Consider the following 11,895-nt stretch of genomic DNA (forward strand, 5'->3'; position numbering starts at 1 on the left):
TCCCCCCATTTTCGGCTTTCTTATTTAAGTCCGATGCGGTCAAAAATTGTATCAACGTGCTTAATGTGGTAGTTGTAATCAAAGCAGTCGGCGATTTCTTCCGGCGACAATTTTGATGTGATCGTTTCGTCCGCTTCTACTAATGAACGGAATTGGACCTGTTTATCCCAAGCTTCCATTGCCCGCGGCTGAACAGTGTCATACGCTGCTTCACGCGCCATACCTTTGTCGATCAAAGCAAGAAGAATACGCTGTGAATAAATAAGGCCAAGCGTCCGGTCCATATTGCGTTTCATGTTATCTGGGAATACCGTCAAGTTTTTCATGATGTTGCCGAAACGGTTCAGCATGTAGTTTAAAGCGATTGTTGCATCCGGCAAAATCACGCGCTCTGCTGATGAATGCGAAATGTCACGCTCGTGCCAAAGTGCTACATTTTCATACGCTGTTACCATATGGCCACGAATCACGCGTGCAAGACCGACCATGTTTTCAGATCCGATTGGGTTCCGTTTATGCGGCATTGCCGACGATCCTTTTTGCCCTTTTGCAAATGCCTCTTCAACTTCGCGTGTTTCTGATTTTTGCAGGCCGCGTACTTCTGTTGCGAACTTTTCAATGGATGCCGCAACAAGTGCCAGTGTCGCCATGTAATGCGCGTGGCGGTCACGCTGCAATGTTTGTGTGGAAACGGGTGCCGGCTTCGTGCCCAGCTTTTCGCATACATATTTTTCAACGAACGGGTCGATATTTGCGTACGTGCCGACCGCGCCGGAAATTTTTCCGTATTGAACGCCGTCTGCAGCGTCATTAAAACGCTCCAGGTTCCGTTTCATTTCTTCGTACCAAAGGGCCATTTTCAACCCGAATGTCGTCGGTTCTGCATGAACGCCATGCGTACGGCCCATCATCACTGTGTGCTTGTGCTCGATTGCTTTATTGCGGAGGATCTCAATAAAGTTTTCAATGTCTTTGCGTAAAATGTCGTTCGCTTGTTTCAACAAATAAGAAAGGGCTGTATCGACAACATCCGTAGACGTTAAGCCGTAGTGGACCCATTTGCGCTCTTCGCCAAGTGTTTCCGACACCGCACGTGTAAAGGCAACAACATCATGGCGTGTTTCCAGCTCAATTTCATTAATGCGATCGATATCGAAGCTTGCGTTCGCGCGAAGTTTTTCTACATCTTCTTTTGGAATGTCGCCAAGCTCTGACCATGCTTCACATGCTAAAATTTCTACTTCAAGCCACGCTTTGAATTTGTTTTCTTCTGTCCAGATACTACCCATTTCCGGTCGTGTATAGCGTTCGATCATTGTCTGTCATCCTCCGATTGATAATTCGATTATTTTGTCCAAATATGACTGTTTTCAATGTCATTTAACGTTTCTTCAAGGTTATCGGTCAATATGGTCACATGCCCCATTTTGCGTTTTTCTTTCGCTTCGTCTTTTCCATATAAATGAATCGACCATTCCGGCTTTTGAGTAATTGCGTGAGTAACACCTTCCACATGTTCGCCCAGTACATTGACCATGACAGCCGGCTTCAGGAGCGCTGTGCTCTTCAGCGGCCAGTTGCAGATGGCCCGGATGTGCTGGCCAAACTGGGAAATGCCGCACGCTTCAATCGTATAATGCCCGGAGTTGTGCGGACGTGGGGCGACTTCATTAATGTAAATGCCGCCATCAAGCGTTACGAACATTTCAACTGCGAGTGTTCCAACAAGCGATAGGGTTGAAGCAATTTTCTCTGCCGCTTCATGTGCCGCCTGCTTCGTTTCTTTTGAAATACGTGCCGGCACGATCGACTCATGCAAAATGTTGTCAATGTGAATGTTTTCTGCTGCCGGAAAATATGTCGTTTCACCTTCCGTGTTGCGCGTAATAATAACGGAAATTTCTTTTTCAAACGGAATCCATTGTTCGAGTACACAGTCGCCATGTCCAAGCAATGCGGCCGCTTTAGAAGCTTGTGACGTTTCTCTTAAAACAAACTGTCCTTTTCCGTCATAGCCGCCTGTCGCCGTTTTTAATACAGCCGGCAATCCGAGCTCCGCAATAGCCTGTTCTAGATCATCTTCGGTTTTAATCACGCGGTATGGAGCAACCGGGACACCGGCACCAGCAATCGCTTCTTTTTCAAAAATGCGGTTTTGTGTAATGCGGATTAATTCCGCGCCCTGCGGAATATATGCTATGTTCATCAGCTCTTTTAAGCCTTCATAATCAATATTTTCAAATTCGTAAGTGATCACATCGCTCACTTCAGCAAGCTGCTTTAGTGCGTTTTGATCGTTATAAGGCGCCTGAATGACGATATCTGCTGTTTGTGTGCAAGGTGCGCCTTCTGCCGGTTCAAGGACGGCGATGCGGAAGCCCGCTTCTTTGGCGGCCAATGCCATCATACGGCCAAGCTGCCCCCCGCCGATAATGCCGATGGTTTTTCCTGGTTCAATGATCGTTCTAGCCAAGCTGATCACTGCTTTCCAAAACTGTTTTTTCCGTTTCTTTTCGACGCTTATCTAATCGTTCCGCTACACCAGCATCTGCAATCGACAAAATTTGCGCCGCAAGCAGCCCTGCATTGGTTGCGCCGGCTTTGCCGATCGCTGTCGTTGCCACAGGTACGCCTCCTGGCATTTGAACGATGGACAGGAGAGAATCAAGTCCGTTTAACGCTTTTGATTGAACAGGAATACCAATCACCGGCAAGGTTGTTTTTGCTGCTGTCATACCCGGCAAATGAGCAGCTCCGCCTGCCCCTGCGATAATGACTTTAAGGCCGCGGCCGCGTGCTGTTTCCGCATATTCGAACATTAAATCCGGTGTGCGGTGCGCTGAAACGACTTTTTTTTCATATGGAATTTCAAGTTCATCGAGTACATCACATGCGTATTTCATCGTCTCCCAGTCTGATGTACTGCCCATAATAACGCCAACTTCAATCGTCATCTTGATCCTCCAGTGTAAGATTTTTTCACATAAAAAAACGGACAGACTGCTTCCTCCGGTTAACAGGAGAAAGCGATCCGTCCGCAGCCGATCCAGATGCCGAATGCTCTCCCCCATAGTCGGCCGTTTACGGCAGCCGGTAGAAACTCGCGAGCCATATTCCCGCTATTATATGAGGTGCTTTATTGTCATCTACATATTAACAACCGATAGAAGGGGTTGTCAACAAAAAATCGAACGATAATTATCACTTATATTTTAATGTTCGTATTTACGTCATTATTTTCCCTTCAAAGACGATTTCTCGGTCAATTGGGATATGAATTGTCTCTCCATTTTCTTTTCGCTCTTCAAATAATGGCTTTTCAATACGCCGGACCGGCATATACCCTTCCCGCTTCATCCTCTCCAGACAGTCATCAATCGTTTCATTTTCTTCCACACGAAAATTCTTCTTTTTACTCATCGCATTAATTTTCCTTTTCTCACTTGTTTTACCCAGAACCCGCCATGAATCGACTTCGGCTCATAGACGATAATAAACGCTTTCGGATCCAGATCTTTAATTCTTCCGTACAGCTTTAATTCATATTTACGCGGGGTTAAAATTTGCATCGCCATTCGTTCCCCTTCAAGACCGTTCGCTGCCCAGTTTGTTACACCATAGCCTTCTTCACGAAGTGTTTTCGGCAAGTCTTTGTCGTATTCTTTTGTAATAACATTCACCGTAATATAGCCAAGTGCGAGCTTTTCTTCAATTTTCATGCCAACGACAACACCTATGCCGTATCCGACCGCGTACGCGATCAAGTTTTGAATCTCATTTAAATTATCCAGCACAAGTCCAAGTCCAACTACATAAATGACTACTTCAATAGTACTGACGAATGCCGCCGTGTACCGATAGCCTTTCAGCGTCAAAATCATGCGGATTGTAAAAAACGATACGTACACAATATTGATCAGCAAAATAATGAAGACCATAAACAAGGCGTTGTCCATCATATTTCTCACTCCTCTTTGACGGCAGTTTACCATATCAAAAAGAATTAAAAAAGCCTCAGCTGATAACTCAGCTGAGGCAGATTGTTTCTTATTTAATAGTGATGATGTTTTCGTCTCCATTTTTTACAGTTCCTGGCTTTTCAACCGTTACAGACTGACCCTCTGCAAGGTTTGTAAAAATAATTGGTGTAATTGTTGATGTTGCATTTTTTGCGATATAGTCTAAATCCACTTTCAGAAGCGGCTGGCCTGCTGTAATGCTGTCGCCCTCTGCTACAAGCGCTTCAAAGCCTTCACCGTTTAATTTCACTGTATCAATACCGAAGTGAATCAGCACTTCACGGCCATTGTCCGCTGTAATACCAATCGCATGTTTCGTTGGGAACACATTAATGATTTTACCATTCACAGGTGATACAACTGTGCCGTCACTCGGCTTGATTGCAAAACCGTCACCCATCATTTTGCCAGAGAAAACAGGATCCGGCACTTCTGTAATTGGCAAAAGTTCACCTGAAATTGGTGCGACAAACTTGCTTTCTACATCGTTGCGAATGGCAGCCGGTGCCGCATTTTCAACTTCTTTTTGTACTTCCTGATCGGGTTTGACAGCAACTGGACGAGGCGAATTACCTTTTATAATGTCCGCCATTTGATGGCGAAGACTGTCTGATTTCGGTCCGAAAATTGCTTGAATGTTGTTACCGACTTCAAGAACCCCGGCTGCTCCAAGCTGTTTCAAGCGTTTTTTATCAACATTGCTGATGTCATTAACCGATACACGAAGACGTGTAATACACGCATCCAGGTTATCAATGTTTTCTTTTCCGCCCATCGCTTCTAAAATTTCATATGGAAGTTCGCCCGCAACAACGGCTGGAGCATCGCCCTCTTCCGCATCTTCCGGCTCGCGTCCTGGTGTCGCTAAGTTAAACTTGCGGATCGCAAAGCGGAAACCGAAATAGTAAATAACCGCAAACACAAGACCAACCGGAATAACAAGCCATGCATTCGTCTGTGGATTTAAGAGACCGAATAATGTGTAATCGATCAAACCACCCGAGAATGTCATTCCGATTTTTACATCCAACAAGTTCATTGTCATAAATGAAAGGCCTGCAAAAATCGCGTGAACCGCAAACAATACAGGTGCTACAAACAAGAATGAGAACTCAAGCGGCTCTGTAATCCCTGTTAAGAAAGAAGTTAGTGCTGCAGAACCCATGATTCCCGCAACAACTTTTTTGCGCTCCGGGCGTGCTTCATGGTAAATTGCAAGCGCCGCTGCCGGAAGACCGAACATCATAAACGGATATTTACCCGTCATAAACGTACCCGCTGTTAAGTTTTGTACACCGTCTTTAATTTGCGCCATGAAAATCGCCTGGTCACCGCGGACAAGTTCACCCGCCGCATTTGTATACTGGCCAAACTCAAACCAGAACGGTGAATAGAAAATATGATGCAAACCAAATGGAATTAAGCTTCGTTCAATAACTCCAAAAATAAATGCCGAAACTGCAAGATTGCCGCCTAATAGGAAATGTGAGAATGCATCTAAGCCGTTTTGAATTGGCGGCCAAACAAAAATCAATACCAGTCCAAGAATAACCGCCGATGCGGCTGTTGCAATTGGAACAAACCGTTTACCCGCAAAGAAACCTAGATAGGACGGCAATTCAATGTTAAAGAACTTATTGTACATGTAGGCAGCAATAGCCCCCATAATAATCCCGCCGAATACACCGGTTTGAAGCGATGGAATCCCGAGAATAAGTGCGTAAGCAGGATCTCCGCCTTCAAGAACTGAAATAGCTTCAAGCCCAAGGGCCGTACCCATTGTGGCATTCATAATTAAATAACCAACAAGTGCCGCGAGTCCGGCAACGCCGTCTCCTCCGGCGAGACCAATTGCTACCCCAATAGCAAAAAGAATGGGCAGGTTGCCAAAAATAATCGATCCGGATTCTTCCATAACAGAAGCAATCATAACGAGCCAGTCCGCTGTTAAAAAAGGTGCTAAATCCGTCAGTGTCGGATTTTGCAGTGCGTTACCAATTGCAAGCAAAAGACCGGCAGCAGGCAAAATCGCAACCGGCAGCATAAGTGCTTTACCGATTTTTTGAAGCGAGCCGAAAAGCTTTTTAAACATGTGTGTTTCCTCCTCTATTTTATTATTATGCGCATCTCAAAGATGAATCAGACAGACAGAAACGAAAAAAGGCATGAGAAAAGAAGACATTAGAAAACGGAAGTCCCAAAACCCCCATTTTCTCTGTATCTCCTTTACTCATGCCTGATCGTATCAGTAACACGTAAAGAACAAATTAATTATTTCATTTTTGTCTGAACCCGCTGCAGATGCATCGTTAAATAAACAGCTTCCGCATCGTAAACTGGGTTTCTTAATGTCTGCTGCATCACTTTGATCAGCTTCCATGATAGATTATAGCACACCGGATATTCCGTTTTCAATAGGTTTGCGATTTTTTCCGGCTCATCCACTTTCTCACCGCGAACAACCCGTTCAATCGTATATCTAATGTGGCGCACAAGCCGCATATAATCAATACTCTCCTTATCCAGCTCTACATCAAGTTGAGTCTCAATCATTCCAATGAGCGTCGCAATTAATTCTGAATGACGGCTTAAGTCACGGACATCTTTATTGGCGATTGCACTATGGATGTGCAGCGCAATAAATCCTGTCTCGCCTTCCGGCAGGCTGATCGTCAGCTTGCTGTTAATCAGCTTTGTCACGTCTGCGGCTACTTCATATTCAAACGGATAGAGCGCTTTCGTTTCAAGTAAAAACGGATTGCGAATACCCATTCCGCGCATCATTCGATTCACTGCAAACAGTAAGTGATCCGTTAAACCTACGTGGATATGCTCATTAAGTGTTTCCCCGACCCGCTCACGTATTAACTCAACAGCCGCGATAATCACTTTTAACGTTTCATCGTCCAAATGCGGCAGCAGTTTTTTATACTGCTCCTGTTCGCTCCGATCGGTTAAAACAAACAATTTCTCAACAGAACTGCGAACAATGCTGTCCCCCTGCTGATGCCCAAAGCCAATTCCTCTCCCGATAAGAACAACTTCCGTTTCATCATTTGAGGCTGCGATGAGCACATTATTATTCAATACTTTTTTCACATAAAATTTCTCCATGGCATATCCCCATTGTTTTTCGTTTTCTACAGTATAGCATGATGTCCTAAATAAAAAACACCTTCCCAAGTGAGAAGGTGTTTCATTATATGATCACTTATCTAGAAAGATAAAGTATAAAACAAAAATGATAAACATGCCATACATAATTGGATGTATTTCTTTTGCACGCCCCTTACAAATCATCGTAATTGGATAAAAAATAAATCCAATTGCAATACCAGTCGCAATGCTATACGTAAGCGGCATCGCGATAACTGTTAAAAATGCGGGAACTGCAACTTCAAACCGATTCCATTCAATTCTTCCTAACGCTGATACCATCAGCGCACCCACAATAATGAGGGCAGGTGCTGTTACAGGTGCCGTGATAACCTGAAGAAGCGGGAAGAAGAAAAGTGACAATAAGAAAAACAAGCCAGTTACGACTGCTGCAAGACCAGAACGGGCTCCTGCCGCTACACCAGCAGAAGACTCAATATACGAAGTTGTAGTCGATGTACCAAGAACGGCCCCCACTACTGTTCCGCATGAATCCGCAAGCAATGCTTTTCCTGCACGGGGCAATTTATCATCTTTCATTAAGCCTGCCTGATTCGCAACCGCAAGAAGTGTTCCTGCAGTGTCAAAGAAATCAGCGAATAAAAACGTCAGGACAACAACAAGCATTTGAAGTGTAAATACTTCTGCTGGTGATTGAAAAATGTTTTCAACCGCTACCCCAAAAGTCGGTGCCAAACTCGGCACTGCATCAACGACACCAGTTGGAGGACTGATTAACCCAGCAATCATTCCGACAATGGATGTAATAACCATCCCGTAAAAAATGCCGCCATTTATGCCCTTTGTCATCATAATAACCGTGATAATAATCCCGAAAACAGCCAACAGTGTGTTACCGGATGTTAAATCACCCAGCCCAACGAGAACCGCGTCGTTATTTACAACAATGCCGGCATTTTGAAAACCGACAAATGTAATAAACAAACCAATACCGGCTGCAACGGCATATTTTAATTCGGCAGGAATGGCATTAATAATTTTTTCCCGAAGCCCAACAGCAGTCATGAGAATAAAAATTAAACCGGAAAATAAAACACCTGTTAAAGCTGTTTGCCACGGTATGCCGTACGTTAAAACAACCGTGTAAGCGAAAAACGCATTTAACCCCATTCCCGGTGCCAGGGCAATCGGGTACTTCGCAAAGACCCCCATTATAATAGAGCCTAGTGCAGCAGCAAGTGCTGTTGCGGTAAATACAGCCCCATAATCCATCCGCATCGCGTCAGGTAAATCAGGAACTGACTGCAGTGACAGCGTAATCGGATTGACAATCAAAATGTACGCCATTGATAAAAAGGTTGTCAAACCACCGATAAATTCGCGGCGATAAGTTGTCCCTAATTCTTCCAACTGGAAAAATTTCTTCATAGTGTTATAAGTCTCCTCTCGATCGTAGACTCAGAAAAAATGCCCGGAACAGAATTGTTCCAGGCACGACTAAGAAAAAAATAGAAAGAGACCATTCTCTTTCTATTCGTTCGTAGTCAGGCCATTTACGGCAGCCCGGTAGAAACTGTCAAGCCTTATTCTTGACGATATACGATACAAATATGAAAAGTAATGTAATTCTCTTTCATAATACTAATATAAGGATTGTTCGTCAATACAAAACACGAACAAATTTATTTTTTTTTTATTTTTCGTTCGCCTTTTATTCCCATTCGATCGTTGCTGGCGGCTTGCTCGTAATATCATACACAACACGGTTTACATGCGCGACTTCATTAACAATGCGTGTTGAAATCACTTCAAGCACATCCCATGGAATACGCGCCCAGTCTGATGTCATGCCGTCAATCGATGTAACGGCACGAATGCCGATCGTGTAATCATACGTACGTGCATCGCCCATAACACCAACACTGCGGATATCTGGAAGCACCGTGAAGTATTGCCAAATTTCACGCTCAAGTCCATGATTCGCTACTTCTTCACGCAAAATGGCATCGGATTCACGGACAATTTCCAATTTTTCCTCTGAAATTGCTCCCAGCACGCGAATGCCAAGACCTGGTCCCGGGAACGGCTGGCGCCACACGATATGATCTGGAATGCCAAGCTCAGAGCCAAGCGCACGCACTTCATCTTTAAACAATGTATTCAAAGGCTCAATCAACTTAAACTGCATGTCTTCCGGCAGTCCACCCACGTTATGGTGTGATTTAATCGTTTGCGCCGTTGCCGTGCCGCTTTCAATAATGTCTGTGTAAAGTGTTCCCTGCGCCAAAAACTCAATGCCCTCGAGCTTTGATGCTTCATCATCAAATACATAAATAAACTCATTGCCGATAATCTTCCGTTTTTGCTCCGGATCAGATACACCTACAAGTTTATCCATAAAACGCTTTTGTGCATCCACTTTAATAATATTAATGTTAAAGCCGTTCGCAAATGTATCCATCACCTGCTCTGCTTCACCTTTACGAAGAAGACCATGGTCAACGAAAATACATGTTAATTGATCGCCGATCGCTTTGTGGATCAATACAGCTACAACTGATGAATCAACGCCGCCCGACATTGCGCAAAGCACTTTTTTATCCCCAACTGTTTGGCGGATTTTTTCCACTTCAACCTCAATGTAATTTTCCATCGACCAGTCACCTGTGCAGTCACAAACGCCGAAAACAAAGTTCTTCAGAATATCGTTTCCATAAACAGAATGTTTTACCTCAGGGTGGAATTGAACCGCGTACAGGTTTTTCTCTTTATTGCTCATTGAAGCGATTGGGCATGACGGGCTGACCGCATCAACTGTAAAACCAGACGGCGCTTCTGTCACAAGATCACTGTGGCTCATCCAGACAACCTGCTCGCTTGGAAGGTCTGAAAAAAGAGCTGATTCATTTTGAACGTTGATGGCCGCTTTTCCATACTCACGGTGAGACGCTTTTGATACGGTCCCGCCAAAATATTTCGTCATAAGCTGCATGCCATAACAAATCCCAAAAATCGGAATATTCAAATCAAAAATACGCTCGTCACAGCTGAACGCATTGTCTGCGTACACGCTATTTGGACCGCCGGAGAAAATAATTCCTTTTGGATTAATTTCTTTAATTTCTTCCACTGTAATCGTGTGCGGATGAAGCTCGCTGTATACGCCAAATTCACGGATACGGCGTGTAATTAACTGATTGTACTGGCTTCCAAAGTCAAGCACAAGAATCATTTCCTGGTGCTGTAATTCTGATTTTCCTGTCATGGTTCCACTCTCTTCCCTTCAATTCCGTATTATCGGAAACAGTCATCTATTTTTTGTTCGTGTTCACACATTTTGACCTCATTTTATATGGTTCACCGGACACGGTCAAGGAGTTGCCCTGTTTATTGAAAATTCAGATTAAAAAACGCTTCCCGGCAGACGCCGGAAAGCGTTATTTTTTCCAAAAATCATCAAAAATGGTGATAGGAAGGTTGCGCTTATGTCTTGTCTTTACATAATGACCCTCAATTTTTTCTGCAGCTTCTGCCGGTATTTCTTTGCCTTCAAGGTAATCGTCAATTTGTTCATATGTAACACCGAGTGCAGCCTCATCCGGAATAAGCGGCTTGTCATCCTCAAGATCGGCTGTCGGTACTTTCAAGTACAAATGCTCCGGTGCGCCCAGCACTTTCAGCATAGACCGCCCCTGCCGTTTATTTAATCGGAATAAAGGCACAATATCCGCTGCCCCGTCACCGAATTTTGTATAAAAGCCGGTAACTGCTTCAGCTGAATGATCTGTGCCGATGACGACCGCACTTTTTGCTGCTGCAATCGCGTACTGCACTTTCATCCGTTCACGCGCTTTATCGTTCCCTTTAACAAAATCGGAAATATCGATGCCGATGTCTTCCAGCGCTTTTTCACTGGCGTCGACTGCTTCTTTAATATTCACTGTAAGCCTTTCATCCGGTTGAATAAAATCAAGCGCATCCTGAGCGTCGTGCTCATCTTTTTGCACACCATATGGAAGGCGCACCGCATAAAATGTGTATTCTTTCCCCGTTTCTTCCCGAAGCTCTTCTACGGCCAATTGAGCAAGCCGACCGGCAAGCGACGAATCCTGTCCGCCGGAAATGCCAAGGACAAACCCTTTTAAAAATGAATGGTGACGGAGATAGTCTTTTAGAAAATCAATACTCCGGCGAGTCTCTTTTTGCGGATCAATTTGCGGTTTTACTTGAAGCTCTTCAATAATCACTTTTTGCAATTCGCGCATAATACAAGAAGTCTCCTTTCATTTTAGCTCTTTCTTGTATCATACCACTTCTGTATGTGAATGAACCAACAAAAGCATAGGTTTTTCATCAGCCATCCTATTCCTTATCCTTCATTTTTAAAAGATAATTCCATAAACGCGTATGAAAATGAAATTATTATCAATACTAACAAAAAATAAAGGACAGCCAAAAAATGGCCGCCCTTCAAAAAATCACACTTCCGGTACAAATGTTTTACAATCTGTTTCTTCATTATTAGATGCCTGTTTACCTTTATGACTGACTACATAAATGGAATCTGCACTGCATTTATTACCTGAATCCCAATACTTACAATTGTTCACTTCACAAAGAACATCTTTCGCCATTATCCTTCACCCCCTTCATATTATCATGAACAAAATGAAGGCTATTGATACTTTTTATTTTATTAAATGTTTGACCTTGTGCCATTCCGGGAAGGTGCGAAACGATAACACGACTGACTAATTGG

11 protein-coding genes and 2 riboswitches are annotated in these 11,895 nt (G+C 43.9%); all 11 genes read right to left on the bottom strand.

Annotation, left to right across the window (positions count from 1 at the left end; all coding sequences use genetic code 11):
- Nucleotides 1–20: 20 nt before the first annotated feature.
- The 11 genes from purB to BA724_RS08370 all read right to left on the bottom strand — a co-directional run bounded on the left by purB (nucleotide 21) and on the right by BA724_RS08370 (nucleotide 11,770).
- A complete protein-coding gene (purB, locus tag BA724_RS08320) occupies nucleotides 21–1,316 on the bottom strand; it encodes an adenylosuccinate lyase (protein WP_069938199.1) in 1,296 nt (431 codons plus the stop codon).
- A 29-nt stretch (nucleotides 1,317–1,345) separates the two neighbouring features.
- Nucleotides 1,346–2,473, bottom strand: coding sequence for a 5-(carboxyamino)imidazole ribonucleotide synthase (gene purK / locus BA724_RS08325; protein WP_069938200.1), 1,128 nt, complete (start codon nucleotides 2,471–2,473; stop codon nucleotides 1,346–1,348).
- A complete protein-coding gene (purE, locus tag BA724_RS08330) occupies nucleotides 2,466–2,954 on the bottom strand; it encodes a 5-(carboxyamino)imidazole ribonucleotide mutase (protein ID WP_069938201.1) in 489 nt (162 codons plus the stop codon). The genes purK and purE overlap by 8 nt, the downstream gene beginning before the upstream one ends.
- A gap of 96 nt (nucleotides 2,955–3,050) precedes the next feature.
- A riboswitch (purine riboswitch) is annotated at nucleotides 3,051–3,150 on the bottom strand.
- A gap of 75 nt (nucleotides 3,151–3,225) precedes the next feature.
- Nucleotides 3,226–3,420 carry an NETI motif-containing protein gene (locus BA724_RS08335; protein ID WP_069938202.1) on the bottom strand — a complete coding sequence of 65 codons (195 nt, stop codon included), beginning with the start codon at nucleotides 3,418–3,420 and terminating at the stop codon, nucleotides 3,226–3,228.
- On the bottom strand, nucleotides 3,417–3,959 hold the full coding sequence (locus BA724_RS08340) for a DUF2179 domain-containing protein (RefSeq protein ID WP_069938296.1): 543 nt from the start codon (nucleotides 3,957–3,959) through the stop codon (nucleotides 3,417–3,419). The genes BA724_RS08335 and BA724_RS08340 overlap by 4 nt, the downstream gene beginning before the upstream one ends.
- 88 nt (nucleotides 3,960–4,047) lie before the next feature.
- Nucleotides 4,048–6,111: a glucose-specific PTS transporter subunit IIBC gene (gene ptsG, locus BA724_RS08345; protein WP_069938203.1), complete on the bottom strand. Its 2,064-nt coding sequence runs from the start codon at nucleotides 6,109–6,111 to the stop codon at nucleotides 4,048–4,050.
- Between the two features lie 179 nt (nucleotides 6,112–6,290).
- The gene (glcT, locus tag BA724_RS08350; protein WP_069938204.1) at nucleotides 6,291–7,133 is read right to left on the bottom strand and encodes a glucose PTS transporter transcription antiterminator GlcT; all 843 of its coding nucleotides are present in this window, start codon (nucleotides 7,131–7,133) and stop codon (nucleotides 6,291–6,293) included.
- 93 nt (nucleotides 7,134–7,226) lie between these two features.
- Nucleotides 7,227–8,564 (bottom strand): NCS2 family permease, encoded by a 1,338-nt coding sequence (locus BA724_RS08355; RefSeq protein WP_069938205.1) that lies wholly within the window; start codon nucleotides 8,562–8,564, stop codon nucleotides 7,227–7,229.
- A gap of 93 nt (nucleotides 8,565–8,657) precedes the next feature.
- Nucleotides 8,658–8,759: riboswitch (purine riboswitch) on the bottom strand.
- Between the two features lie 88 nt (nucleotides 8,760–8,847).
- A complete protein-coding gene (guaA, locus tag BA724_RS08360) occupies nucleotides 8,848–10,401 on the bottom strand; it encodes a glutamine-hydrolyzing GMP synthase (RefSeq protein ID WP_069938206.1) in 1,554 nt (517 codons plus the stop codon).
- 172 nt (nucleotides 10,402–10,573) lie between these two features.
- Nucleotides 10,574–11,401, bottom strand: a complete 828-nt coding sequence (gene nadE / locus BA724_RS08365; protein WP_069938207.1) for an ammonia-dependent NAD(+) synthetase — start codon at nucleotides 11,399–11,401, stop codon at nucleotides 10,574–10,576.
- Nucleotides 11,402–11,614: 213 nt separating this feature from the next.
- Entirely contained in the window at nucleotides 11,615–11,770 is a 156-nt protein-coding gene (locus tag BA724_RS08370) for a DUF1540 domain-containing protein (RefSeq protein WP_069938208.1), read from the bottom strand.
- Nucleotides 11,771–11,895 lie beyond the last annotated feature (125 nt).

This window comes from Domibacillus iocasae, assembly GCF_001750285.1.
Lineage (GTDB): Bacteria > Bacillota > Bacilli > Bacillales > Domibacillaceae > Domibacillus > Domibacillus iocasae.

What these genes read in the sequence shown, in the direction of transcription:
- BA724_RS08340 (WP_069938296.1), bottom strand. Translation starts at nt 3,959, where the DNA reads ATGATGGACAACGCCTTGTTTATGGTCTTCATTATTTTGCTGATCAAT.
- glcT (WP_069938204.1), bottom strand. Translation starts at nt 7,133, where the DNA reads ATGGAGAAATTTTATGTGAAAAAAGTATTGAATAATAATGTGCTCATC.
- guaA (WP_069938206.1), bottom strand. Translation starts at nt 10,401, where the DNA reads ATGACAGGAAAATCAGAATTACAGCACCAGGAAATGATTCTTGTGCTT.
- BA724_RS08335 (WP_069938202.1), bottom strand. Translation starts at nt 3,420, where the DNA reads ATGAGTAAAAAGAAGAATTTTCGTGTGGAAGAAAATGAAACGATTGAT.
- BA724_RS08370 (WP_069938208.1), bottom strand. Translation starts at nt 11,770, where the DNA reads ATGGCGAAAGATGTTCTTTGTGAAGTGAACAATTGTAAGTATTGGGAT.
- nadE (WP_069938207.1), bottom strand. Translation starts at nt 11,401, where the DNA reads ATGCGCGAATTGCAAAAAGTGATTATTGAAGAGCTTCAAGTAAAACCG.
- purB (WP_069938199.1), bottom strand. Translation starts at nt 1,316, where the DNA reads ATGATCGAACGCTATACACGACCGGAAATGGGTAGTATCTGGACAGAA.
- BA724_RS08355 (WP_069938205.1), bottom strand. Translation starts at nt 8,564, where the DNA reads ATGAAGAAATTTTTCCAGTTGGAAGAATTAGGGACAACTTATCGCCGC.
- purE (WP_069938201.1), bottom strand. Translation starts at nt 2,954, where the DNA reads ATGACGATTGAAGTTGGCGTTATTATGGGCAGTACATCAGACTGGGAG.
- ptsG (WP_069938203.1), bottom strand. Translation starts at nt 6,111, where the DNA reads ATGTTTAAAAAGCTTTTCGGCTCGCTTCAAAAAATCGGTAAAGCACTT.